Annotated in this window: 24 protein-coding genes and 1 tRNA gene; 9 read left to right on the top strand and 16 right to left on the bottom strand. The window is 71.4% G+C overall.

What is annotated here, in order from left to right:
• From accD to VF592_RS09615, 12 genes are all read right to left on the bottom strand, one after another.
• Window positions 1-855, bottom strand: coding sequence for an acetyl-CoA carboxylase, carboxyltransferase subunit beta (gene accD / locus VF592_RS09670; RefSeq protein WP_331005418.1), 855 nt, complete (start codon window positions 853-855; stop codon window positions 1-3).
• Entirely contained in the window at window positions 852-1,649 is a 798-nt protein-coding gene (trpA, locus tag VF592_RS09665; protein WP_331005417.1) for a tryptophan synthase subunit alpha, read from the bottom strand. The genes accD and trpA overlap by 4 nt, the downstream gene beginning before the upstream one ends.
• Complete coding sequence (gene trpB / locus VF592_RS09660) at window positions 1,646-2,875, bottom strand: tryptophan synthase subunit beta (RefSeq protein WP_331005416.1); 1,230 nt, start codon at window positions 2,873-2,875, stop codon at window positions 1,646-1,648. Before trpB ends, trpA begins: the two co-directional genes overlap by 4 nt.
• A gap of 68 nt (window positions 2,876-2,943) precedes the next feature.
• Window positions 2,944-3,582 carry a phosphoribosylanthranilate isomerase gene (locus tag VF592_RS09655; RefSeq protein WP_331005415.1) on the bottom strand — a complete coding sequence of 213 codons (639 nt, stop codon included), beginning with the start codon at window positions 3,580-3,582 and terminating at the stop codon, window positions 2,944-2,946.
• 126 nt (window positions 3,583-3,708) lie between these two features.
• Window positions 3,709-4,383, bottom strand: coding sequence for an orotidine-5'-phosphate decarboxylase (pyrF, locus tag VF592_RS09650; protein ID WP_331005414.1), 675 nt, complete (start codon window positions 4,381-4,383; stop codon window positions 3,709-3,711).
• Complete coding sequence (locus tag VF592_RS09645) at window positions 4,380-4,667, bottom strand: hypothetical protein (protein WP_331005413.1); 288 nt, start codon at window positions 4,665-4,667, stop codon at window positions 4,380-4,382. Before VF592_RS09645 ends, pyrF begins: the two co-directional genes overlap by 4 nt.
• Before the next feature lie 63 nt (window positions 4,668-4,730).
• Window positions 4,731-7,001 (bottom strand): patatin-like protein, encoded by a 2,271-nt coding sequence (locus VF592_RS09640; protein ID WP_331005412.1) that lies wholly within the window; start codon window positions 6,999-7,001, stop codon window positions 4,731-4,733.
• The gene (locus tag VF592_RS09635; RefSeq protein WP_331005411.1) at window positions 7,001-7,711 is read right to left on the bottom strand and encodes an endonuclease/exonuclease/phosphatase family protein; all 711 of its coding nucleotides are present in this window, start codon (window positions 7,709-7,711) and stop codon (window positions 7,001-7,003) included. The genes VF592_RS09640 and VF592_RS09635 overlap by 1 nt, the downstream gene beginning before the upstream one ends.
• Window positions 7,712-7,735: 24 nt before the next feature.
• Window positions 7,736-7,811, bottom strand: a tRNA-Thr gene (locus tag VF592_RS09630).
• Between the two features lie 17 nt (window positions 7,812-7,828).
• Entirely contained in the window at window positions 7,829-8,671 is an 843-nt protein-coding gene (locus tag VF592_RS09625; RefSeq protein WP_331005410.1) for a hypothetical protein, read from the bottom strand.
• A gap of 8 nt (window positions 8,672-8,679) precedes the next feature.
• Window positions 8,680-10,044 carry a serine hydrolase gene (locus tag VF592_RS09620; RefSeq protein WP_331005409.1) on the bottom strand — a complete coding sequence of 455 codons (1,365 nt, stop codon included), beginning with the start codon at window positions 10,042-10,044 and terminating at the stop codon, window positions 8,680-8,682.
• A complete protein-coding gene (locus tag VF592_RS09615; protein WP_331005408.1) occupies window positions 10,028-11,338 on the bottom strand; it encodes a replication-associated recombination protein A in 1,311 nt (436 codons plus the stop codon). The genes VF592_RS09620 and VF592_RS09615 overlap by 17 nt, the downstream gene beginning before the upstream one ends.
• A gap of 120 nt (window positions 11,339-11,458) precedes the next feature.
• Between VF592_RS09615 and VF592_RS09610 the strand changes: the two genes are divergently transcribed.
• The gene (locus tag VF592_RS09610) at window positions 11,459-12,076 is read left to right on the top strand and encodes a PadR family transcriptional regulator (RefSeq protein ID WP_331005407.1); all 618 of its coding nucleotides are present in this window, start codon (window positions 11,459-11,461) and stop codon (window positions 12,074-12,076) included.
• Window positions 12,077-12,197: 121 nt separating this feature from the next.
• On the opposite strand, the gene VF592_RS09605 is transcribed toward VF592_RS09610, so the two are convergent.
• On the bottom strand, window positions 12,198-13,343 hold the full coding sequence (locus VF592_RS09605) for a glycosyltransferase family 1 protein (protein WP_331005406.1): 1,146 nt from the start codon (window positions 13,341-13,343) through the stop codon (window positions 12,198-12,200).
• A gap of 109 nt (window positions 13,344-13,452) precedes the next feature.
• Between VF592_RS09605 and radA the strand changes: the two genes are divergently transcribed.
• The 5 genes from radA to VF592_RS09580 all read left to right on the top strand — a co-directional run bounded on the left by radA (window position 13,453) and on the right by VF592_RS09580 (window position 18,091).
• Window positions 13,453-14,853 carry a DNA repair protein RadA gene (gene radA, locus VF592_RS09600; protein WP_331005405.1) on the top strand — a complete coding sequence of 467 codons (1,401 nt, stop codon included), beginning with the start codon at window positions 13,453-13,455 and terminating at the stop codon, window positions 14,851-14,853.
• Window positions 14,854-15,016: 163 nt separating this feature from the next.
• Window positions 15,017-15,583 (top strand): CvpA family protein, encoded by a 567-nt coding sequence (locus tag VF592_RS09595; RefSeq protein ID WP_331005404.1) that lies wholly within the window; start codon window positions 15,017-15,019, stop codon window positions 15,581-15,583.
• Window positions 15,580-16,005: an iron-sulfur cluster assembly scaffold protein gene (locus VF592_RS09590; protein ID WP_331005403.1), complete on the top strand. Its 426-nt coding sequence runs from the start codon at window positions 15,580-15,582 to the stop codon at window positions 16,003-16,005. Before VF592_RS09595 ends, VF592_RS09590 begins: the two co-directional genes overlap by 4 nt.
• Window positions 16,005-17,765 carry a cation:proton antiporter gene (locus VF592_RS09585; RefSeq protein ID WP_331005402.1) on the top strand — a complete coding sequence of 587 codons (1,761 nt, stop codon included), beginning with the start codon at window positions 16,005-16,007 and terminating at the stop codon, window positions 17,763-17,765. The genes VF592_RS09590 and VF592_RS09585 overlap by 1 nt, the downstream gene beginning before the upstream one ends.
• Complete coding sequence (locus VF592_RS09580) at window positions 17,765-18,091, top strand: DUF423 domain-containing protein (protein ID WP_331005443.1); 327 nt, start codon at window positions 17,765-17,767, stop codon at window positions 18,089-18,091. Before VF592_RS09585 ends, VF592_RS09580 begins: the two co-directional genes overlap by 1 nt.
• Here the strand turns inward: VF592_RS09580 and VF592_RS09575 are convergent.
• From VF592_RS09575 to VF592_RS09565, 3 genes are read right to left on the bottom strand one after another with little or no spacing between them, the layout of a single operon-like run.
• Window positions 18,088-18,228: a DUF2256 domain-containing protein gene (locus tag VF592_RS09575; RefSeq protein WP_331005401.1), complete on the bottom strand. Its 141-nt coding sequence runs from the start codon at window positions 18,226-18,228 to the stop codon at window positions 18,088-18,090. The two genes, VF592_RS09580 and VF592_RS09575, sit on opposite strands and share 4 nt — an antisense overlap.
• Window positions 18,228-19,322 (bottom strand): 3-dehydroquinate synthase, encoded by a 1,095-nt coding sequence (gene aroB, locus VF592_RS09570; protein ID WP_331005400.1) that lies wholly within the window; start codon window positions 19,320-19,322, stop codon window positions 18,228-18,230. Before aroB ends, VF592_RS09575 begins: the two co-directional genes overlap by 1 nt.
• Window positions 19,319-19,867, bottom strand: a complete 549-nt coding sequence (locus VF592_RS09565) for a shikimate kinase (RefSeq protein WP_331005399.1) — start codon at window positions 19,865-19,867, stop codon at window positions 19,319-19,321. The genes aroB and VF592_RS09565 overlap by 4 nt, the downstream gene beginning before the upstream one ends.
• A gap of 84 nt (window positions 19,868-19,951) precedes the next feature.
• Here VF592_RS09565 and VF592_RS09560 point away from each other — a divergent pair, with 84 nt between their 5' ends.
• The 3 genes from VF592_RS09560 to VF592_RS09550 form a co-directional block, all read left to right on the top strand.
• Window positions 19,952-20,086: a hypothetical protein gene (locus VF592_RS09560; RefSeq protein ID WP_331005398.1), complete on the top strand. Its 135-nt coding sequence runs from the start codon at window positions 19,952-19,954 to the stop codon at window positions 20,084-20,086.
• Window positions 20,070-21,881: a hypothetical protein gene (locus VF592_RS09555; protein WP_331005397.1), complete on the top strand. Its 1,812-nt coding sequence runs from the start codon at window positions 20,070-20,072 to the stop codon at window positions 21,879-21,881. The genes VF592_RS09560 and VF592_RS09555 overlap by 17 nt, the downstream gene beginning before the upstream one ends.
• A gap of 73 nt (window positions 21,882-21,954) precedes the next feature.
• A partial coding sequence (locus tag VF592_RS09550) for a tyrosine-type recombinase/integrase (RefSeq protein WP_414714201.1) occupies window positions 21,955-22,725 on the top strand: 771 nt, incomplete at its 3' end.

Below are 22,725 nucleotides of genomic sequence, written 5' to 3'. Positions count from 1 at the left end.
TCAGGCCGCCTTGCGCGCGTGGGTCAGATAGCCGATCACGGTCGCGAGCCGTTTCTTTAGGTCGCGGCGATGGACGACCATGTCGATCAGGCCGTGCTCCAGATAATATTCACTGGTCTGGAAATCCTCGGGCAGCTTTTCGCGGATGGTGCTTTCGATCACGCGGCGACCGGTAAAGGCCAGCGTCGCCTTGGGCTCGGCGATCTGGACGTCGCCGAGCATGGCGTATGCGGCCATCACGCCGCCCGAGGTGGGATCGGTGAGGACGACGATATAGGGCAGCCCGGCGTCGTGGAGCATCTGGATCGCGACGGTGGTGCGGGGCATCTGCATCAGCGACAGGATGCCTTCCTGCATCCGCGCGCCACCCGACGCGGTGAAGATGATATAGGGGCAATGGTCGCGGATCGCGTTCTCGACCCCGCGCACAAAGGCCTCACCGACGGCCAGGCCCATCGATCCGCCCATAAAGGCGAAGTCCTGAACGCCGAGGATAACGGGGTGGCCGTCGATCGTGCCCTTGGCGTTGACGAGCGCGTCAACCTCGCTGTTCTCGCTGCGGGCCGCCTTCAGGCGGTCGCTATAGCGTTTCGAGTCGCGAAAGCGGAGCGGGTCCTCGGCGACCTTGGGGGCGGGGAGGATGTGGCAGGAGCCCTCGTCGAGGAGCATCGCGAAGCGTTCGGGCGGGCCGATGCGCTCGTGATGGTCGCAGCGCGGGCAGACATGGCCGTTCTCGGCCAGCTCCTTGGTGAACACCATCTGCCCGCAGCCCTTGCACTTGTGCCAGAGCGTGTCGGTGGTCTCGCGCTTGGCGACGAAGGGGAGCGCGTTGCGGACGGAGTTGAGCCAGTTCATGCGGGGACTTTCACGGAGGCGATCGCGGCTTTGAGCGACCGGAGATAGGCGGTGACCGGGCCCGGCGCGGCGACGCCGTGTTCTGCTACGAGATCGACGATGGCCGAGCCGACGACGACGCCGTCGGCGACGCGCGCGACGGCGGCGACCTGGTCGGGGGTGCGGATACCGAAGCCGACCGCGACGGGGAGGTCGGTCGCGGCTTTGAGGCGGGCGACGGCGTTCTCGATCGAGCCCTGCGCGGCCTGTTGCAGACCTGTGATGCCGGCGACCGAGACATAGTAGAGGAAGCCGCTCGCGCCTTCGAGCACAGCGGGCAGACGCGCAACGTCCGTGGTGGGCGTGGCGAGGCGGACGGGGGCGATGCTGTGGGCGCGGAGCGCGGGGCCGAGCTGGTCGTCCTCTTCGGGCGGGATATCGACGCAGATCACGCCGTCGACCCCGGCCTCGGCGGCGGCGCGCGCGAACCAGTCGGGGCCGCGGCGGAGCATCGGGTTGGCATAGCCCATCAGCACGAGCGGTACGTCGGGGTGGCGCTCGCGAAAGCCGCGCGCGAGGTCGAGTATGTGCGCGGCGGTGGTGCCCGCGGCGAGGCTGCGCAGGTTCGCCGCCTGGATGGCGGGGCCGTCCGCCATCGGATCGGTGAAGGGCATCCCCAGCTCGACCACGTCCGCCCCGCCCGCGACCAGCGCGTCGAGGATGGCGGGGGTGGCGGCGGGCGAAGGGTCCCCGGCGGTGACGAAGGCGACAAGCGCGGGGTGCTCGCGCGCGAAGGCGGCGGAGAGGCGGGTCACATCACGACGCCCAGCGCCTCGGCCACGGTGAAGATGTCCTTGTCGCCGCGGCCGCAGAGATTGGCGAGGATCACCTGGTCGCGGCGCATCTCGCGCGCGCGCTTGGTGACGGCGGCGATGGCGTGGGCGGGCTCGAGCGCGGGGATGATGCCCTCGGTGCGGCAGAGCAATTGGAACGCGTCGAGCGCCTCGGTGTCGGTGGCGGAGACATATTCGACACGGCCGATGTCGCGGAGCCAGGCATGTTCGGGTCCGATGCCGGGATAGTCGAGCCCGGCGGAGATCGAATGCGCCTCGTCGATCTGGCCGTCCGCGTCCTGGAGAAGGTAGGTGCGGTTGCCGTGGAGGACGCCGGGGGAGCCGCCCGCCAGCGAGGCCGCGTGCTGGGCATGGAGGCCGTGGCCCGCCGCCTCGACGCCGAGCATCGCCACGTCGGGGTCGTCGAGAAAGGGGTGGAACAGCCCGATCGCGTTCGACCCGCCGCCGATCGCGGCGACGAGCAGGTCGGGGAGCCGGCCGGTGCGCGTCAGCATCTGTTCGCGCGCCTCGCGGCCGATCACCGACTGGAAATCGCGGACGAGTTCGGGGTAGGGGTGCGGGCCAGCGGCGGTGCCGATAAGGTAGAAGGTGTCGTGGACATTGGCGACCCAGTCGCGCAGCGCCTCGTTCATCGCGTCCTTGAGCGTGCGTGCGCCCGAGGTCACCGCGCGGACCTCGGCCCCGAGCAGCTTCATGCGGAAGACATTGGGCTGCTGACGCTCGATATCGCGCGCGCCCATGAAGATGGTGCAGGGCAGGCCGAAACGCGCGCACACGGTCGCGGTCGCGACGCCGTGCTGGCCCGCGCCCGTTTCCGCGATGATCCGGGTCTTGCCCATGCGCCGCGCGAGCAGGATCTGGCCGACGCAATTGTTGATCTTGTGCGCGCCGGTATGGTTGAGCTCGTCGCGCTTGAACCAGACCTGGGCTCCCATCCCCTCTGGGGCGCTTTCGCGGAGCAGGTCGGTCAGGCGCTCGGCGTAATAAAGCGGGCTGGGGCGGCCGACATAATGTTCGAGCAGGTCGTCGAACTCGGCGGCGAAGGCCGGGTCGGTCTTGGCGGCGCGATATTCGCGGTCGAGATCGAGGACGAGCGGCATCAGCGTCTCGGCCACGAAGCGCCCGCCGAACGCGCCGAAATGGCCGCGTTCGTCGGGCTGGGCGCGGAAGCTATTGGATGCGTTCATGACGCCGCGTTTAGCATGGGGCCGGGGCAAGTCGAGACCTGCTCCCCTGCCTGGAGAGGGACAGGAAATCAGTTCCTCGCCACTGCCTCGAGAAAGGCGGCGATGCGGTCGCGCTCCTTGACCCCAGGCGCGCTCTCGACCCCGGACGACACGTCGACCAGCGTCGCCCCCGTGCGGCGGATCGCGTCGGCGACATTGGCGGGGTCGAGCCCGCCCGACAGCGCCCAGGGAAGCGGATGGCGGAAGCCGTCGAGCAGGGCCCAGTCGAACCGCACGCCCATGCCGCCCGGCAGGGCCGATCCCGGCGGGGTTTTGGCGTCGTACAGGAGACGGTCGGCGGCGCCCGCGAAGCGGTCCGCCGCGTCCAGATCGGCGCGGGTGCGCACGGGGATCGCGGCCCAGACCTCGCGGCAGGTGCGGGCGCGGATCGCGGCGGCGCGGTCGGGCGCGGTGTCGTGGAGCTGGACCGCGTCGAGCCGGCCCGCGGCGACGGCATGGTCGAGCAGTTCGTCGGTCGGATCAACGAACACGCCTACGCGCCGGACGTGCGGCGGCGTGCGCGCGGCGAGCCCGGCCGCCTGCGCGAAGCCGAGATCGCGTGGCGAGGGGGCGAAGAAGACGAAGCCGACATGGCTGGCGCCGCCCGCGACGGCGGCGTCGAGCGTGGCGGGCGTGGACAGGCCGCAGATCTTGGCGGTGGTGGGCATGAGCGGGGCCGTACACGGGTGGTGGGACACGGGCAAAGCCCGTGTCGTCGGACGCGGCTCGTAGTCGCGCCGACCGGGTGCGCCTTCGGGCTCGCTATAGCTGCACTATGACGTTGGCCGGCGCACCTACAATGTCCCCGCGATCGCGCGTGCGGCGGCGTCGGGGTCGTCGGCCTGGGTGATCGGGCGGCCGATGACGAGCACCGACGCGCCCGCATCGGCGGCTTGGCGGGGGGTGACCACGCGCTTCTGGTCGCCGAGCGCGCCGTCCGTGGGCCGGACGCCGGGAACGACGAAGAAGCCCCTGGGCCAAATCGCCTTGGCCGCCGCGACTTCCGCGCCCGAACACACGATGCCGTCGATCCCGGCTTCGCGCGCCAGTCCGGTGAGGCGCACGACATGGTCGTGGGCCGAGCCGGCGACGCCGGTATCGGCGAGGTCGCGCGCGTCGAGGCTGGTCAGCATCGTCACCGCGATCACCCTGGTGCCGGTCGGGGCGGCGGCCTTGGCATCCTCCAGCATCGCGCGGCCGCCGCTGGCATGGACGGTCAGGATCGAGGGCGCGAGATGGCCCAGCGCCTGGACCGCCTTGGCGACGGTGTTGGGGATGTCGTGGAGTTTCAGGTCGAGGAAGATCGGCAGGCCGAGCTCCGCCATCGCGTGAACGCCCGCATGTCCGTTGGCGCAGAAGAATTCGAGGCCGAGCTTCACGCCGCCGACATGGTGGCGGACGCGGGCGGCGATGCGTTTCGCCTCGTCGAGCTTGGGCGTGTCGAGCGCGACGAAGATGCGGTTGCTCATGCCGCGGCTTCGTCGGCCGGCAGGGCCGGACGGGAGGGAAGCGGCGCATAGGCAGCGCGCTCGGCCTGGGTCAGGCGCTGGCGCATCCGCCAGCGCACGGCCTGACCCCAGAGTAGCGCGGGCACCAGCCCGGCGAGAAAGGCCAGGAGCATCAGGAAGGGCAGGTTCACGTCTGCGATCATGTTGCTCCACAGCCGGATCGGCACGCTGAACCAATTGCCATAGGTGAAGAGCGCCGCGACGAAAGCGAGCAGGCACCAGAACAGGGTCTTCAGGAACTGCATGAACAGGGGTTAGCGCGGGCGGGCGCCCCTGTCACCTCGCCTCGGCCGCCTCGCCTTCGCCGGCTAGCCGATCTCGCGACGGAGCGTCGCGAACAATGCGGGGATCGCGGTGAGCCGTTCCTCCTCCTCGCCCAATATCGCCAGAAACGCCGAGCGCTTGATCACGGATATCCGCCCTGGTTTGAGCCGCACGCCTTCGGGCAGCGCGGAGACGGTGATATCGATCATCCGCTCGGCCCCGTGGAGGCGACCCCAGAGATAGTCGTTCTCGCGAAACGCGCGCGAAAAGAAGGCGCCGAAATTGTTGAACTGGATGCCCTTGAGCGTCGCCGCCGCGCCGCCTTCGCGGATCGACCGGGCGTCGTCGGGGGCGATGCGGTCGACCTTGATCGGGTCGAACTCGTCCAGTCCCTCGCCCTGGAGGAGGGGCAGCGTCGCCGTGTCGAAATAGGGAAAGCCGAGATAGGCGAGGAGAAGCTGGCGACGCGGCTCGCGGGGGAGCGCGGCGAGCGCTTCGGCGAGGTGCGCGTCGGTTTCCGAGTCGAGCCGGGTCAGGTCGAGTGAGGCGGCGAGCGCGTCGAGGAGCGGCGCCACCTCGCCGCGCGCGCGGCGCAGGAGCGGACGGAGCGCGACATGCCCGAGCGGGCGCTTGCCGTCGAGATAGCCGGCGAGCGACTGATAGATGGCGCGGCGCATCGCCGGCAGGGCGGGGTCGCCATGATCCGTCTCCACCTCGGCGAGGCGGCGGGCGAGCAGGCGCAGGCGGCGGATGCGGAACCCGGCGTCGAAGGTCCGCAGGAAGTCGATGGCGGGGGCGCCGGCGGGATCGGCGAGCGTGCCGAGCCGGGTGAGATGCGCGGTGATCGCGGTGCGGATCAGGTCGCGGCGTTGGGGGCGCGGGTCCCGCGAAACCTGGGCGAGCAGCGCGGCGAGCTGGTCGACGAGCGCGACGATCTTGAGCTGTCCATAGGCGGCATGGGCATAGCCCGCGGCCTCCATGCTGCCGGTCTGCGCACGGCGGCGCCACCCGACGAGGCGCGTGGCCGTGGGGCGATCGAGAAAAAAGGTGCGGCCGAACAGCCGGCTCACCTCCGCCTCGACGCGCGGGCGGAGCGCGTCGACGATGCCGCGCAGCCGCTCGATCCGGCCGGAGCGGTCGGCGATCGCCTCCAGATTGTCGCGGATGGGCTGGGCACGGGGCAGGTCGCTGATCGCGCCCAGGATCGTCTTGAAGAAGCCCGGCGGACCGTCGCCGCGCGCGACGCGCAGATCGATGCCGGGGGTCGGGTCGATGAACACGAAGCGGCGGTCGACCTCGCGCCGCGCGGGGCGGTCCTTGAGCGCGGCGACCGCGGGGCCGAAGGGTGCGTTTGCGAGCACCGACCCGTCGATCAGCGCCACCCGGTCGAGCGCGTCGGCGGCGGTCTGGCGCGGAAGGACGCGGCGCAGAAAGGCGAGCCGGCCGGGCCAGTCGGCGCCGCGCCCCTCCAGCACCCGGTCGAGCTCGGCGACGGTGAAGGGCGGGAAGGCGCCGGGAAAGCTGGAGGTCGCGCGCGCTGCGAAGGCGAGTTCGGCCGGGTCGGCGAGCGTGTCGGCCGGCTCGCCGCCATCGGAGAAGTCGAGCACCAAGCGATGCTCGGTCTCGACCACCTCGGGCGGGGAATTGAGGCGCAGGCGTTCGGGGTGGCCGGTGAAGTCGGTGACGGTCACGAACAGGTCGAGCGGCTGGCCGTCGGGGAGGAGACGCGGGCCGACGGCGCCCGCCTTCATCGCGGCGAGCGCGTCGAGGATCAGCGCCGTCAGCGTCGCCCCCCCGAAGGGCGGCTCGAACCAGCGCGAGCGGATGAAGTGCGAGATCTTGGCGCGGACCTCGTCGCGCGTGGTCGCGTCGGCGGGATCGGCGCCCTCGGTCCCGCGCCGTCCCGCCAGCCAGGCGAAGGGCAGCGCCCAGGCGCGCGAGAAGCGCCCGGCCGGAGCGGCGGCGGGGTCGATCAGCGCCTCGACATCGGCCGAGGCGAGCCACAGGTCGGTGAGCGGGTCGAGCGACTGGCCCGTCGCGATCGCCTGCGCCAGGAAGACGCCGTTGATCCCACCCGCGCTGGCGCCGGCGACGATGTCCGCCAGAACGCGCAGGCGGATGCCCGCACCCTCCTCGATCTCGGCGAGCAGGTCCTGATAGACGCCGCCCACGCCCGTGGCGCGCTCGCCGCGTTGGGCATGAGCGTGGCTGGCGGCGGCGAGGCGCCACACCTCCTTGGTAATGCCATGCATGTACACGGCCAGACTGATTCCGCCATAGCAGACGAGCGCGAGGCGGAGCTCCTTTTCGCGCATCAGGGGATAGCGGGCCCGTCCCGGTCCACGGTGGCCCAGATCGGCAGATGGTCGCTCGCCTTGCGCGCGGCGGCGCTGGCATGGACGCCACACTCGGTGACGCGGAGTTCACGGGAGACCATGATGCGATCGAGCCGGGCGACCGCGCGGCGCGCATGGAAGCTGGGGCCGGTCTGCGCGAAGGCGTAATGGCGGCCGAAATCGCGCAGGACGCCCGACGCTGCGCTCCAGTCGTTGAGGTCGCCCATCATGATGGTGGGGGGGCGGTCGGGCTCGGCATCGAGATGGGCCAGGATGGCGTGGGCCTGTTTGCGGCGCCACAGGCCCGACAGGTCGAGATGCATGCCAACGACGCGCACCAGCTCCGTCCCGATCCGCACATCGGCGACGACGGCACCGCGCGGTTCCAGCGCGGGAAGGTGGATCGCCCCGCAGCCGACGATCTCGGCGGACTTGCGGACCAGCAGCGCGTTGCCGTGCCAGCCCATCGATCGCTCGCGCATGTTGAAGGGCACCGCCTTCCAGTCGCTATGCTCCTCCAACAGGCGCGCGCCGATCACCATCTCGCGCCCGCCGAAGCGACGATCGGCTTCCTGAAGGGCGATCACGTCGGCGTCGATCTCGCGAAGGACCTCCAGCGTGCGTTCGGGATTGCGGCGGCGATCGGTCCCGATGCCTTTGCGCATGTTGTAGCTGGCGAGCTTGATCATTCCGGGTGCGCAACGCGGGGGAGGTGGTGCCGGTTGCAGGAATCGAACCCGCGACATCCAGTTTACAAAACTGGCGCTCTACCAACTGAGCTAAACCGGCGCGTTCGCGTAAATGCGTCAGGGGACGCCGAAGGTCCAGCCTTCGGTGCGCGCGATTTCGGAGGTGAGTGTGGGTGGCGACCACAATTCGGGGCGGTCGGCGACCGCGCGCAGCCAGGCGGCGGTCAGGATCGCGTCGGTGACGTGGTCGGTATAGCGGTCGAGCGGAGCATGGTCGTCGGAGCCCAACTCCTGCAGCGCGGTGGTCAGCCCGGCCTGGTCGCGTAGCTTGCGGCCGCCGGGGACGCGGGCGGCGATGGCGGCGAGTTTCGGGTAGACCTCAACGATCACCGGACCGGCGGGCGGGAGCGGGTCGATCGGCCAGACGGGGATGGCGCCGCCGAGCCGGTGGAGGACGCGCATGCCCGTCAGGCTCGACTTGCCCACCTGCGCTGCGCCGACGAGGTTGAAGCAGCTCGACGGGTTGGCGAGACGCAACTCGCGCATCCGCCGCTCAACGGCGCGCAGCCGGCCGGTGCCGAACCGGTCACCGAGCGCGCGGTGCTGGCGGAAGTGGCGCGCGATCTCGGGGTGGCGGAGCGGGGTGGCGGCGGCGAGATGCGGGTCGCGCGCGGCGAGTTCGTCGACCAGCGCCCAGAGCGCATGTGGGTCGCGCGGGCTTTCCGGCCAGCCCGGGAAGTAACCGCCCGCCTCGTCGAACGGGAACGCCGGCGACAGGTCCAGGCCGATCAGGACGGGCTCGTTCGACGCGGCGATGTCGCCTAGCCAGGCCAGCGCGTCCTCGCGCGACCAGCGACGATCGATCAGGCGGGGCGGGCCGGCGAGCTCGGCGACCGCGAGCGCCAGCCCCGGCGGGTTCGCCACCGCCGCGCCCGACCAGTCCCAGCAGGCGAAGCGCATGAAGCGGATCAGCGCGCCGCGATCACATCGGCGGCGAAGCGGGCGATGTCGAAGCGGGCGCGGCCAGGGTCCTCCCCCCGGCGGACGATCACAAGGCGTTCGGAGGGGATCACCATGACATATTGGCCGCGATTGCCCTGGGCGGCGTAGCTGCCGGCGGGAAGCCCCTGGGCGGGGCCGAACAGCCAGAGGGTCGCGCCATAGCCGGGTCCGCTCGCCGGCTGCGGGCCGGACGGCGTGGTCATGTACCGCATCCACCCCTCGGGCAGGATACGCTTGCCCTGCCACACCCCATCATGAAGCCAGAACTGACCCAGCCGCGCGAGGTCGCGCGCGGTGCTCCAGACCTGGGAGGAAAGGATGTAGTCGCCGCGCCAATCGGTTTCGGCGACGCTATGCGCCATTCCCAGCGGGGCGAACAGGCGACTCGGGAGGCCAGCGCGGAGGACGACCCCGAGCGGGCCGGGCTTGCGGAGCGACAGGACCGCGAGGAGGATATCGTTATTGGCGTAGCGGAAGCGAGTGCCCGGAACCGCTTCGAGCGAGAGTGCCGTCACGCTTTCCTCGATCGCGGTGCCGCCGAAATAAACGGCGTCGGTCCGGTTGCCGGCGGTGTCGCCGTGCAGCCCGCTCGCCATTCGCAGCAGGTGATCGAGCTTGATCGCCGAGCGAGGGTCGCCTGCGTCCCGGTTCCATTGCTCGATCGCCACAGGTTTCGTCACGTCCGCTCGCTCAATGCCGACCAGCGTGCCCGCGATGCTCTTGGCGACGGACCAGGTCCGATTCGCGGTGAACGGGCCGAACCCGTCGCGGTACCGTTCGCCGACCACCTTGCCGTCCCGCAGCACGATCACGCCGACCGTCTCCGAACCCACGCCGTAGGTCTGATGGTCGAAGGCGCTCGCCACCGCGCGGAACATCGCCGCCGAGGGGCGGGGCGCGATGCCGGCATCGCCCATCGGCCAAGGGCGCGGATCCGCGGCGAAGGGGCGAAACTCGGGCGGCCCGTGATTCCACATGATCCCACGATCGTCGGCACCGATCGGCTGAAGTACGCAGCCCTTGCTGGGTCCCCAGTTCGCGCGACGAGCAGGCAAGGCCGCGTCGAAACCGACCGACACACCCGTGGTACCATGGTCCACAAAGGCGTCGAGCGTACGAACGGTCGCTTCGTACTCGGGGTAAATGCCGCGCAGCTCGTCGGCCTCGATCTGCTTTTCCGTCCGCCTCGCGGTGAAGATTCCCGAACACAACGTCAGCGCCTTGTACCCCGCCGCGATCGCGCGCTGGTAGCTCGTGGGCTCGGTGGGAGCGACCTGCTGCGCCGCCGCCGGGACGGCCAGCAGCAGAGCCAGACTAGCTGCGCTTCTCATTCCTTCTTTCCTCCCACCAGGCCATGCGTTCGGCGATGCGCTTCTCGTGACCGCGATCGGTGGGTTCGTAGAAGCGTTGCGGGGCCATGTCGTCGGGCCAGTAATGCGCGCCGGAAAAGCCGTCCTCCGCGTCGTGGTCGTACTCGTAACCCTTCCCGTAGCCGGCGTCGCGCATGAGCTTGGTCGGGGCACCGAGGATGTGCAGCGGGGGCTGGAGCGAGCCGGTCTCGCGCGCGGCGGTCCAGGCGGCCTTTTGCGCGGAGTAGACCGCGTTCGATTTGGGGGCGGTGGCGAGGTAGAGGCAGGCCTGGGCAATGGCGAGTTCGCCTTCCGGGCTGCCGAGAAAATCATAGGCGTCCTTGGCGGCCAGGCATTGCTGCAAGGCTTGCGGATCGGCGAGGCCGACATCCTCGACGGCGGCGCGGACGAGGCGGCGGAGGAGGAAGAGCGGCTCCTCGCCGGCGGTCAGCATCCGCGCGAGATAATAGAGCGCCGCCTGGGGGTCGGAGCCGCGGATCGATTTGTGGAGCGCGGAGATGAGGTCGTAATGGCCCTCGCGATCCTTATCGTACACCGCCACGCGGCGCTGGAGGAAGTTGCCCAGCCCGGCCGGGTCGAGCCGGGCGGGGAGGTCGACCGAGTACAGGGTCTCCGCCTGATTGAGCAGGAAGCGGCCATCGCCATCGGCGCTGGCGATGAGGGCGTCCCGTGCTGCCGCGTCGAGCGGGAGCGGTCGCGCGACCGCCGCCTCGGCGCGCTCCAGCAGCTTTTCCAGCGCGGCGCGGTCCAGGCGGTGGAGGATGAGCACCTGCGCCCGGCTGAGCAGGGCGGCGTTGAGTTCAAAGCTGGGATTCTCGGTGGTGGCGCCGACCAGCGTCACGGTGCCGTCCTCGACCGCGGGGAGGAAACCGTCCTGCTGGGCGCGGTTGAAGCGGTGGATCTCGTCCACGAACAACATGGTCCGCATTCCCTTGCGGGCGGCGTCGCGGGCTTCGGCGAAGACCTTTTTCAGGTCCGCGACGCCCGAGAAGACGGCGGAGATGGCGACGAAGCGCAACCCCACCGCATCGGCGAGCAGGCGCGCGATCGTCGTCTTGCCGGTGCCGGGCGGTCCCCAGAGGATGATCGAGGACAGCCGCCCCGCCGCGACCATGCGGCCGATCGCGCCGTCGGGGCCGGTCAGATGCTCCTGCCCGACGACATCGCCGAGCGCGCGCGGGCGCAGGCGATCGGCGAGCGGCGCGTCGGGGGCGGGCGGCGGGGGCGGTTCGAGAGCGGCGAAGAGATCGGCCATCGCCTGACGCTAGGCGAGTTGGCGCACACGCGAAAGAAATGTCGAGTCGAAGTACGAATCTCTTGCATGTGATCTACCAAGATGTATCTTAGACGCATCGAGATACACAGGAGACTGTCGATGTGGATTGGAATGCATGGTGGTCGCGACCGCCAAGATCGTGGGCAGGATCGTGGGCGTGGCTGCGGGCCGCGCGGGGGTGGGCAATGGTCGCGCGGGCCGTTCACCTTCACCTGGGACGCGGGCGAGCGGGGCCGGGGTGGCGGTGGACGCGGACGGCGGATGTTCGACGGGGGCGAGCTGCGGCTGGTGCTGTTGAAGCTGATCGGGGACGAGCCCCGCCACGGCTATGATCTGATCCGCGCGATCGAGGAGCTGACGGGCGGGGCCTATGCGCCGAGCCCGGGCGTCGTCTATCCGACGCTGACCCTGCTCGACGAGATGGGGTTGATCGCCGAACAGGCGTCGGAAGGCGCCAAGAAGCGCTTCGCGATCACCGCCGAGGGACGCGTGCATCTGGACCAGAACGCCGAACAGGTCGAGATGTTGATCGCGCGGTTGACCCAGCTGGGCGCCGAGCGTCAGCGCACCGACGGCGCCCCGATCCGCCGCGCGATGAACAATCTGCGCACGGCGCTCCACGACCGCCTCACGCGGGGGGCGTTCTCGGACGAGACGCTGCACGACGTGGCGGCCCTGATCGACGAGGTGGCGCAGAAGATCGAGCGGCTGCGGTAGGGTCTGTTCCACTGACGTGGAACCGGCACCGGCCCGCTCCCCCACCCGGCCACCCATCCAGTATGATTCTGTGGGTGGCCGGGTGGGGGAGCGGGCCGGTGCCGCCTCGCCAAAACCGTCGCTAACGCCCGCGCATGATGTCGAGATAGGCGTCGAGCACCGCCGCGTTGGCGGTGTCCCAGCGATAGCCGGCCGCGCCTGCGTGGCCGGCGTCGCCCATCGACCGGCGCAGCGCCGGGTCGGCGACGATCCGCGCGATCGCGTCGGCATAGGCGTTCACGTCGCGCGGAGGCACGAGGAAACCGTTCACCCCGTCCTCGATCAGGTCGACCGCGCCGGTCGCGCGCGCGGCGACGACGGGCACGGCCGCCGCCATCGCCTCGGTCGTGACGTTGCCGAACGTCTCGGTGATGCTGGGATTGAAGAACACGTCGAGCGAGGCGATCGCCCGGCCGAGATCGTCGCCCGTCAGAAATCCGGTGAACACCGCGTCCGGCACCTGCGCCGCGAACCAGTCGCGCGCGGGACCGTCGCCGATGACCAGCACCCTGTGCTTGACGCCCCGGCGTTCGAGTTCGCGCACGACGCGCGCGAAGATGCCCAGGCCCTTTTCCTTGACCAGCCGCCCCAGGAACCCGACGGCCGCGTCGCCGTCGGCGATGCCGAGCGCGCGCCGCCACGCCAGGTCGCGGCGGGCGGGGTCGAAGCGGTGGTGGTCGATCCCGCGCGACCAGATCGAGATGGGCGCGACGACGCCCCATTCACGCAGCAGCACCGCCATGCTGGGGCTGGGCACCAGCACCCGGTCGAAGCGGTCGTAGAAGCGCCTCATCAGACGCTCGATCACCGGCGCGACGAAGCCGAGCCTGTAGTAGCGGAAATAGGTCTCGAACCGCGTGTGGAACGAGGCAAAGGCCGGGATGCGGTTCGCCCGCGCCCAGGCGACGGCACGGTGCCCCAGCAGGTCGGGCGCGGAGACATGGACGAGATTGGGCGCGAACGCCTCCAGGTCGCGTCGCACCCGGCGCGGGAGCCCGCGCGCCACCCGGTATTCGCCCCGCCCCCCCGGCATGGGAAGTGCGGGCACATCGACCAGGTCGCCGGTCGGCGGAAAGGCGGGCGTGCGCGTGGTCGGCGAATAGACGCGCACGGTCACGCCGCGCTCCAGCAGATAGCCGACGAGGAGGTTCAGCGCCTGGTTCGCACCGTCGCGGACATAATTGTAATTGCCGCTGAAGAGCGCGACGCGAAGGTCGGTGGGCTGCATCGGGTGGGCGCATAGCGGGCGCGGGCGGCATCGCCAAATATCGCGGGCAAGGACCGGTCGAGCCACGATCCGAGTTCCCTTTTCGTTCGCCCGGTCCTACATCCGGCGCATGGCGAAACCGCATAAACGCTTCGTGTGCCAGGCCTGCGGGTCGGTCTCCTCGCGCTGGCAGGGACAGTGCGCCGATTGCGCGGAATGGAACACGATCGTCGAGGAGGTGCCCGTCAACGCGACGCCGTTCCAGGCCAAGCACAATCTGCAGGGCGGCGGGCGGGCGATCGAGATGATCGGGCTCGATTCGGAGGTCACGCTTCCCGACCGGATGGAGACGGGGATCGCGGAGCTCGACCGGGCGCTGGGCGGGGGATTCGTCGAGGGGTCGGCGACCTTGTTCGCGGGCGATCCGGGGATCGGCAAGTCGACCCTGCTGCTCCAGGCCGCGGCCAAGCTGGCGAGTTCGGGACGGCCGGTCGCCTATGTGTCGGGCGAGGAGGCGGCGGACCAGGTGCGCTTACGCGCGCGGCGGCTGGGACTGGGTCAGGCGCCGGTGCAACTGGCGGCGGCGACCTCGACGCGCGACATCCTGACCACCATGTCGATGGGGCGCCCGCCCGCGCTGCTCGTGATCGATTCGATCCAGACGATGCATTCGGACCTGATCGAGGGGGCGCCGGGGACGGTAAGCCAGGTGCGCGCCTCCGCGCAGGAGCTGATCCGCTTCGCCAAGGAGCGCGGCACCGCGGTGGTGCTGGTCGGCCACGTCACCAAGGACGGATCGATCGCGGGGCCGCGCGTGCTGGAGCATATGGTCGACACCGTGCTCAGCTTCGAGGGCGAGCGGTCGCATCAATATCGCATCCTGCGCGCGATCAAGAACCGCTTCGGCGGCACCGACGAGATCGGCGTCTTCGCGATGGACGAGGAGGGGCTGAGCGAGGTCGCCAACCCATCGGCGCTGTTCCTGACGCACCGCGGCACCGACGAACTTGGGGGCGTGACCGGCGCGACCGTCTTCCCCGCGCTGGAGGGGACGCGGCCGGTCCTGGTCGAGATCCAGGCGCTGGTCGTGCGGCTCGCCAGCGGCGCAACGCCGCGGCGGTCGGTGGTGGGCTGGGATGCGGGGCGGCTCGCCATGGTGCTCGCGGTGCTGGAAGCGCGGTGCGGGCTCTCCTTCTCGTCGGCGGAGGTGTATCTGAACGTCGCGGGCGGATACCGGGTGCAGGACCCGGCGGCCGACCTGGCCGTGGCGGCGGCCCTGGTGTCGGCGCTGTCGGAGCGGCCCGTGCCCGCCGACGCGGTGGCGTTCGGCGAGATCGCGCTGTCGGGCGAGGTCCGGCCCGTCGCCCATGCCGCGCTCAGGATGAAGGAAGCGGCGAAGCTGGGGTTCGAGCGGGCGCTGGCGCCGGCCACGGTCGGCAAGGAGGCTGGGGGGAAGGAGCCGGGCGGGATGCGGGTGTCGGGGTTCCGGACGCTGGGGGCGCTCGTTGACCATCTGCTGGGGCGGGGCTAGTCCCGGCGCGACGGCTTCCCACCTTCCGTTGGTCCTGAGTGGGACTGAGCCTGGCGAAGGCCCGTATCGAAGGACGGGTTCCGCCCGGCGGTCCTTCGATACGCCGCTTCGATGAACTCAGCGGCTACTCAGGACGAACGGTGTATAACGCGATAGGATCATCGTGGCGCTGACTTCGCTCGACATCTTCGTCCTGTTGGCGGTGTTCGGCTCGGCGCTGCTCGGGCTGAAGCGCGGTTTCGTCTACGAGGTGCTGGCGCTGGGCGCGTGGGTGGCGGTGGTGTTCGCGATCAAGATCTTCCACCTTCCGCTTTCGCGCGTGCTGGCCGACGCGGTGGGCACGGCGAGCGGCGGCGCGACGCTGGCCTTCGCCATATTGGCGGGAGGTACGTGGCTGCTGGGGCGGATCGTCGCCAACGCGATCGGCGCGCGGACGCGGACCTCGGTGCTGGGACCGGTCGACCGGGCGCTGGGCTTCGGCTTCGGGGCGCTGAAGGGACTGATCGTCGCGTCGCTGCTGTTCCTGCTGGCGACCCTGTTGTTCGATTTCATGGGCGGGGGGCCGAAGGGCCGGCCGGAATGGATGCGCAGCTCGCGTACCTATCCGCTGCTGAACGCGACGAGCGCGGGGATCGCCGATTTCGTCGATCGTCGCCGCAAGGGCGAGCCGGTCTTCGGCGCGCGCACGAAGCCCGCGATCGCGAACGAGACCGACGAGGGCGGCGAATGAACGCGCCCCTCTACAATGCCGAGATATTGCGGCTCGCGGCGGAAATCCCCCATGCCGAGCGGCTGCCCGACCCGATGGGGTCGTCGGAGAAGCGTTCGGCGATCTGCGGGAGCCGGGTGACGGTCGACGTCGATCTCGACGAGGCGGGGCGCGTGGGTGCGGTCGGGATGCTCGTGCGCGCCTGCGCGCTGGGCCAGGCCTCGTCGTCGCTGCTCGCGGGCGCGGCGGTGGGGCGGACGCCGGGCGAGCTGGCGGAGGCGCGCGACGCGCTGGCGGCCTGGCTCGCGGGAAGCGGCGACGCGCCCGACTGGCCGGGGCTGGGCGTGTTCGAGCCCGCGCGGGCGCATAGCGCCCGCCACCCCTCGATCCGGCTCGCCTTCGAGGCGGCGGCCGAGGCGGCGGCCAAGGCGCGCGATCGCTGATGGAACACGGATCGACCCTGCTGCGCGACGGGGCGATCCTGCTCGGTTTCGGGCTGGCCTGCGTGCTGCTGTTCCGACGGCTCGGGCTGGGCGCGACTTTGGGCTATCTGGTCGCCGGCGCGGTCGTCGGGCCGCATGTACTGGGGCTGGTCGGCGGGGCGGAGCCGATGCTCGCCTTTGCCGAATTCGGGATCACGCTGCTGCTGTTCCTGGTCGGCTTGGAGCTAAACCCGCAGCGATTGTGGCGGTTGAAGCATGACATCTTCGGCCTGGGGCTGCTCCAGGTGGTGCTGTGCGGGCTCGGGCTGGCGGGGGTGCTGATGCTCGCGCGCTTCTCGCCGCAGGCGGCGCTCGCGCTGGGGCTGCCGCTCGCCTTGTCCTCGACCGCGCAGGTGCTGCCGATGCTGCAATCGGCGGGGCGGCTGCGCACGCCCTTCGGGGAGCGCGCCTTTTCGGTGCTGCTGTTCCAGGACCTGTCGATCGTGCCGCTGATCGCGATCGTCGCGGCGATGAGCCGCAGTCCCGAGGTCGCCGACGCCACGCCGGGATGGATCGTGGGCCTGGAGACGCTGGGCGCGGTGGCCGGGCTGGTGCTGGCGGGGCGCTTCGTGCTGCGGCCGTTGTTCCGGCTGATCGGGGGCTTGGGCGAGCGCGAGATGTTCGTCTTCGCCGGGTTGTTCACCGTGGTGGCGAGCGCGGCGGTGATGGCGTGGCTGGGTCTGTCGACCGCGTTGGGCGCGTTCATCGCGGGGGTAATGCTGGCCGACAGCCCGTATCGGCACGAGCTGGAGGCCGATGTCGAGCCGTTCCGGTCGGTGCTGCTGGGGCTGTTCTTCCTGGCGGTGGGCATGATGCTCGACCTCCCCGCGATCGCCGACCGGCCGCTGTTCGTGGCGACCATGGCGCTGGCGGTGATCGCGACCAAGGCGGGGGTGATCTTCGGGCTGGTGCTGATGTTCCGCATGGGGTGGCGCGAGGCGCTGGCGCTGGGACTGCTGCTGAGCCAGGGGGGCGAGTTCGGTTTCGTGCTGTTCGCGCAGGCGCAAGGAGGGCTGCTGATCGATCCGGCGGCGGCGTCGCTGTTCGGGGCGGTGGTGACGGTGTCGATGGCGTTCACGCCATTCCTGATGCGCTTTACCCGTCGGATCCGCGCCGAGCCCAAGCCGGACGAGGGCGAGATGCCCGAAGGTCCGTCGAGCGACGGCGCCAGCGCGCTGGTGATCGGCTATGGGCGCTTCGGCCAGACGGTCGCGCAGATGCTGCTGCTCCAGCGGATCAAGGTGACGCTGATCGACCGCGATCCCGAGATGATCGAGGCGGCGGGGACGTTCGGCGCCAAGGTCTATTATGGCGATGGGACGCGGATGGACCTGCTCCGCCAGGCGGGCGCGGCCGACGCGCAGCTGTTGATGTTCTGCCCCGATGGCGACGCGATCGACGCCGAGTTCCTCCACGCGGTCGCGGCGGCGTTCCCGAAAGCATCGGTGTTCGTCCGCGCCTATGACCGGCGCAGCATGATCCGCATCGCGGGCGGGCCGGTGGCCGGGGCGGTGCGCGAGGTGATCGAATCGGCGGTGTGCATGGCCCGCATGGCGATGGCGGCGCTCCATATCGACGACGACGAGATCGACCGGGTCGAGGACCAGTACCGGGTCCGCGACGCGGGGCGGCTGAAGAGCCAGAGCGAGGCGGGCGACGTGCGCGCGGGGCTGGCGGAGTTCATCCGCGACAATCGGCTGGACGTGGAGGGCGCGCGATGATGCTGGTGATGGGGGCGGCGCTGTCGGGCGCCATCGCGGTGGCGGCGGGGGCGTTCGGCGCGCACGGCGCCGAGGGCAAGGCCGCCGAATGGCTGCGCACCGGCGGCGAGTACCAGCTGATCCACGCGGTCGCGGCCCTGGTCGCGGCGCGGATGGGGGCGACAGGGCCGGGATGGCTGTTCGTCGCGGGCGGGGCGGTGTTCGCGGGCTCGCTCTACCTGATGGCGATCGGCGCCCCGCGCTGGCTGGGCGCGGTGACGCCGATCGGGGGGACTTTGCTGATCGCGGGATGGCTGTGGCTGGCCTGGGTCGGGATGCGGACCTAGCGCTTCTTCCGGCAGCTGTCCGAGCAATAGATCACCTGGTCCCAGTCGCGGGCCCATTTTCTGCGCCAGGCGAAGGGGCGGTCGCAGGCGGGGCAGGTCTTGGTCGGCAGGTCCTGCTTGCGGACGCCGTTAGGCATCAGCGCGGCTCCGCGTCGAGGAACGCGGCGACATCGCCCAGGTCGACGCCGCGGTCGAGAAAGGTCCCGCCGATCCCGCGCGCGAGCAGGAAGGGCAGGACGCCGCCGCTCGCCTTTTTGTCGTGGCGCATATGGTCGACCAGCCGGGCGCCGGTCGCGGTCACGCCGGCGAGCCCGTCGGGGAGCCCGACCGCGCGGAGATGCGCGGCGACCCGCTCCGCGTCGATCGCGGCGCAGAGGCCGCGCCGCACCGAGTAGCGAAAGGCGAGCGCGCAGCCTGCGGCGACGGCCTCGCCGTGGAGTAGCGTGCCGTCGAACCCGGCCTCGGCCTCCAGCGCATGGCCGAAGGTGTGGCCTAGGTTGAGGAGCGCGCGCAGGCCGGTCGTCTCATGCTCGTCGGCGGCGACGATCCGCGCCTTGGCCGCGACCGATCGGGCGATGGCGTGGGCGCGCGCGTCGGCGTCGCCCGCCAGCAGCGCCGGGCCGTTCGCCTCGCACCAGCCGAAAAAATCCGAGTCGTCGATCAGCCCGTATTTCACCACCTCGGCATAGCCCGCGCGCAGTTCACGCGGGGGGAGGGTGTCCAGCACCTGCGGGTCGATGAGGACGAGGCGCGGCTGGTGGAACGCGCCGATCAGGTTCTTGCCCGCGCCCGCATTGATCCCGGTCTTGCCGCCCACCGACGAATCGACCTGGGCCAGCAACGTGGTCGGGATCTGGACGAAGCTGCAGCCGCGTTTCAGGATCGAAGCCGCGAAGCCGACCAGGTCGCCGGTCACCCCGCCGCCCAGCGCGACCAGGTGGTCGCCGCGCTCCACGCCCAGGTCGAGCAGCCGGTCGCAGAGCCGCTCCAGCGACGCCCAGCTCTTGGCGCCCTCGCCGGCCGGGACGGTCACCGCCGCGCTCGGCACCCCGGCGGCGCGGAGCGACGCTTCGAGCGTGGCGAGGTGGGGGCGGACATTGGCGTCGGCGACGATCACGACCGGCCGGCCGCGCGCCAGCGGGGCGAGGTGATCGCCGGCGCGGGCGAGCAGGCCGGGCTCGATCAGGATCGGGTAGGCCCGGTCGCCCAGCGCTACGCCGATCGTGGTCATCGCCCGATCGCCCGGAGGATCGCGGACACGGTCGCCTCGTGCGGGGCCTGCTGGCTGGAGACGCGCAGATGGGCCTCGGCGTAGATCGGGTTGCGGACGCGCGCGAGTTCCTCGAGCACCTGGCGCGGATCGCGACCGCGAAGCAGCGGGCGGGTGTCGCGGCGCCTGACCCGGCCGACGAGCACCGCGGGGTCGGCGTCGAGCCAGACCACCAGGGCGTCGCGTAGCATCAGCGCGCGCGTCTCCGCGTTGACGAAGGCCCCACCGCCCGTGGCGATGACCTTGGGGGCGCCGTCCATCAGCCGGGCGATGACGCGCCGCTCGCCGTCGCGGAAATAGGGTTCGCCATAACGCTCGAACATCTCGCCGACCGACATGGCGGCGGCGCGCTCGATCTCCGCATCGGCATCGACGAAGGGCAGTTTCAGCCGGTTCGCCAGGCGTCGCCCGACCGTCGTCTTGCCCACGCCCATGAGCCCGACGAGCGCAATGGGCTGGTCGGCCCAGACGGGGGCGGGGGATGGCGGGACGGCGCTTTGCAACATGATCGGGCCCGCTATACAGGCCCGGGCGCGGGCGGCAAAAGTCGTAGCGCGCCCGGGCTCCACCGCGTCAACAAGGTTTTCGACATGTCCCGTCCCGTCGTCCTGCTCATCCTGGTCCTGCTGGTCCTGGTGGGGGGCATGTTCCTGCTCGCGGGCCGCGCGACCGAGCGGCCGCAGACCCAGGTCGAGAAGAGCGTGTCGCTTGCCAATCTTTCCTGAGCGCCGCGCAGCCGCGTTCGCGCCGTTGCCCAAGCGGCGGGTCGCCGCGTTCGCGCTGATGATCGCGGGCGCGGCATTCGCGCAGGATCGGCCCGAATCGATCCTGCCCCCCGGCTTCGGCGACCCCGCTCCCGCGCCGAGCGCGACACCGACGGCGAGCGCGACACCGGGGCCGGGCGGGGGTCTGGTCCAGCCCGTTCCGGCCGAGGACGGCGCCGTGCCGCGCCCGACACCAACTCCCACGCCGACCGGAACGCCGAGCGCCACGCCGTCGCCGATCGATCCCGCGATCCTCGCCGAATATGAGATGCCCGCTTTTGCGCGCCGATCGCTGGCGCTGGTCGGTCCCGCGGGGCCGCGCGAAGGCGGATTGGGCCCGGAGGCATGGGCGGGCGCGGACGGGATCTTCGTGGAAGGGCTGATGCGGCGCCTCGACGCGCCGCTGCCGTCGCGCTGGGCGTCGATCCTGCTCAGGCGGGCATTGGCGACGCGGGCGACCACGCCGCGCCATGTCAACGGCGCGGACTTCGCGGCCGAGCGCGCCTGGCTGCTGCTGCGCATGGGCGAGGCGCAGGCCGCGCGCGCGGTGGTGCAGGGCGTCGATCCGGGCGATTACACCCCCAAGCTCTATCAGGTGGCGCTCAACGCGATGCTGGCGGCGAGCGATCCCGCCGGCTTGTGTCCGCTCGCCGATGCGGCGGCGGCCGTCACGCGCGAACGCGGCTGGACCCTGGCACAGGGCATGTGCGCCGCGCTGGCGGGCGAGCCGGGGCGCGGGGCCGCGTTGCTGACGGCGGCACGGCGGCGGGGCACGGCCAGGGGCGTCGATCTCCTGCTGGCGCAAAAGGTCGTGGGCGCGGCCGGGGGTCGGCAGGCGATCACGATCGAATGGGACGGCGTCGACCGGCTGACCGCCTGGCGATGGGGCCTGGCGAGCGCCACGGGGGTCGCGGTGCCGCCCGAGCTGATGGCCGGGACGGGACGGCAGGTCGGTTACTGGCACGCGACCTCGCCCGCGACCCCGCTCGCGGACCGCATCGAAGCGGCGGAGGCGGCGGCCGGGGCCGGGATCGTGTCGAGCCGGGCCCTGGTCGACCTGTACGGCGCGGTGGCGGCGGACGACGACGCGCCGGCCGCGGCGAGCGCGGTGGCCGAGGATCTGCGCACGGCCTATATCGATCGCGACCCCGAGGCGCGGGAAGCGGCGTTGCGCGCGCTCTGGGGCCGGGGGCGGCCCAGCTATGGCCGGTTGCTGCTGACCGCGCGCGCGGCGGCGCGGGTGCCCGCCCGCGCGGATCATCCCGATGCCGACCGGCTGATCGCGGCGATGCTGGGCGCCGGGATGGACCGGACCGCCGCCCGGTGGCGGGACATGGTGACCGAGGGATCGGACGGCTGGGCGATGCTGGTGCTGGCCGATCCGGATGCGCGCGCGCCGCTGGGCTATGGCGATTTCGGCTCCTATGCCGGATCGGGCGACGCGGCGGCGAAACAGCGACTATTCTTTGCCGGGCTCGCGGGGCTGGGACGCCTGTCGGTCGCGGATATCGAGCGCGGGGCGGAGGCGCTGGGCGTGCGCATCGGACGCGAGAATAGCTGGACGCGCGCGATCGACCGTGCCGCGGCCGCGGGGCAGCAGGGCAATGTCGCGCTGCTCGCGGGTATCGGCATGCAGGCGACGTCATGGCGGGGCGTTCCGCCCGAGGCGCTTTACCGCATCGTCGGCGCGCTCAGGGCGGTGGGGCTGGGCGGCGAGGCACGGATGATCGCCGCCGAGGCGATCGCGCGCGCGTGACGGCCGCACGCGCGTGACGGCACCCGCCGACGAGCGGCTGGACGATGGCGGGCTGATCGACCGGTTCCTGGAGATGATGGCGGCGGAAGCGGGTGCGGCGCGCAACACGCTGGCCGCCTATCGCAGCGACCTCCGGCTCGCCTCGGCGGCACTGGAGGGCGGATTGGCGCGCGCGGACCGGCCCGCGCTGGAGCGGTTGGCCGATGGGTGGCGCGACCTCGCCCATGGAACGGTGGCGCGCAAGGCGGCGGCGCTGCGGCGGTTCTTCGCCTTCCTGGCCGAGGAAGGGCACCGCGCCGATGATGCGGGCGCCGCGCTGCCCCGGCCGGGCGCGCGGCGGGCCCTGCCCAGGATCCTCGACCATCCCGACATCGGCCGGCTGTTCGCCGCGATCGCGGCGCGGGTCGCGCGCGATCCGGTCGACCCGCGCGACCTCCGGCTCTCCGCGCTCGTGGAACTGCTCTACGGGTCGGGCCTGCGCGCGAGCGAGCTGGTGAGCCTGCCGCGCGGCGCGATCGCGCCCGACCGTCCTTATCTGATCCTGAAGGGCAAGGGCGGGCGCGAACGGATGGTCCCCCTGTCCGACCGGGCGCGGGCGGCGGTCGAGGCCTGGCGCGCGCATGTCGCCGCGGACCGCGCCTTTCTCTTCCCGTCGGGCCGGTCGCATCTGTCGCGGGTGCGGCTGCACCAGATGATCAAGGCGCTGGCGGCGGAGGCGGGCGTGCCGCCCGACCGGGTGAGTCCCCATGTCCTGCGCCACGCCTTCGCGACGCATCTTCTGGAGGGCGGAGCGGACCTGCGCGCGCTCCAGACGATGCTGGGCCATGCCGACATCGCCACCACC

Origin of the sequence: Sphingomonas sp., assembly GCF_036388435.1 — a bacterium.
In the GTDB taxonomy this organism is placed as follows: Bacteria; Pseudomonadota; Alphaproteobacteria; order Sphingomonadales; family Sphingomonadaceae; genus Sphingomonas.
Note: the sequence above shows the minus strand (reverse complement) of the source record. Positions and strands in the feature narration are given on the sequence as shown.

Excerpts from the sequence above, each read along its gene's own strand:
- accD (WP_331005418.1), bottom strand. The coding sequence starts at position 855 with ATGAACTGGCTCAACTCCGTCCGCAACGCGCTCCCCTTCGTCGCCAAG.
- trpB (WP_331005416.1), bottom strand. The coding sequence starts at position 2,875 with ATGAACGCATCCAATAGCTTCCGCGCCCAGCCCGACGAACGCGGCCAT.
- VF592_RS09655 (WP_331005415.1), bottom strand. The coding sequence starts at position 3,582 with ATGCCCACCACCGCCAAGATCTGCGGCCTGTCCACGCCCGCCACGCTC.
- pyrF (WP_331005414.1), bottom strand. The coding sequence starts at position 4,383 with ATGAGCAACCGCATCTTCGTCGCGCTCGACACGCCCAAGCTCGACGAG.
- VF592_RS09645 (WP_331005413.1), bottom strand. The coding sequence starts at position 4,667 with ATGCAGTTCCTGAAGACCCTGTTCTGGTGCCTGCTCGCTTTCGTCGCG.
- VF592_RS09640 (WP_331005412.1), bottom strand. The coding sequence starts at position 7,001 with ATGCGCGAAAAGGAGCTCCGCCTCGCGCTCGTCTGCTATGGCGGAATC.
- VF592_RS09635 (WP_331005411.1), bottom strand. The coding sequence starts at position 7,711 with ATGATCAAGCTCGCCAGCTACAACATGCGCAAAGGCATCGGGACCGAT.
- VF592_RS09625 (WP_331005410.1), bottom strand. The coding sequence starts at position 8,671 with ATGCGCTTCGCCTGCTGGGACTGGTCGGGCGCGGCGGTGGCGAACCCG.
- VF592_RS09620 (WP_331005409.1), bottom strand. The coding sequence starts at position 10,044 with ATGAGAAGCGCAGCTAGTCTGGCTCTGCTGCTGGCCGTCCCGGCGGCG.
- VF592_RS09615 (WP_331005408.1), bottom strand. The coding sequence starts at position 11,338 with ATGGCCGATCTCTTCGCCGCTCTCGAACCGCCCCCGCCGCCCGCCCCC.
- VF592_RS09610 (WP_331005407.1), top strand. The coding sequence starts at position 11,459 with ATGTGGATTGGAATGCATGGTGGTCGCGACCGCCAAGATCGTGGGCAG.
- VF592_RS09605 (WP_331005406.1), bottom strand. The coding sequence starts at position 13,343 with ATGCAGCCCACCGACCTTCGCGTCGCGCTCTTCAGCGGCAATTACAAT.
- radA (WP_331005405.1), top strand. The coding sequence starts at position 13,453 with ATGGCGAAACCGCATAAACGCTTCGTGTGCCAGGCCTGCGGGTCGGTC.
- VF592_RS09590 (WP_331005403.1), top strand. The coding sequence starts at position 15,580 with ATGAACGCGCCCCTCTACAATGCCGAGATATTGCGGCTCGCGGCGGAA.
- VF592_RS09585 (WP_331005402.1), top strand. The coding sequence starts at position 16,005 with ATGGAACACGGATCGACCCTGCTGCGCGACGGGGCGATCCTGCTCGGT.
- VF592_RS09580 (WP_331005443.1), top strand. The coding sequence starts at position 17,765 with ATGCTGGTGATGGGGGCGGCGCTGTCGGGCGCCATCGCGGTGGCGGCG.
- VF592_RS09575 (WP_331005401.1), bottom strand. The coding sequence starts at position 18,228 with ATGCCTAACGGCGTCCGCAAGCAGGACCTGCCGACCAAGACCTGCCCC.
- aroB (WP_331005400.1), bottom strand. The coding sequence starts at position 19,322 with ATGACCACGATCGGCGTAGCGCTGGGCGACCGGGCCTACCCGATCCTG.
- VF592_RS09565 (WP_331005399.1), bottom strand. The coding sequence starts at position 19,867 with ATGTTGCAAAGCGCCGTCCCGCCATCCCCCGCCCCCGTCTGGGCCGAC.
- VF592_RS09560 (WP_331005398.1), top strand. The coding sequence starts at position 19,952 with ATGTCCCGTCCCGTCGTCCTGCTCATCCTGGTCCTGCTGGTCCTGGTG.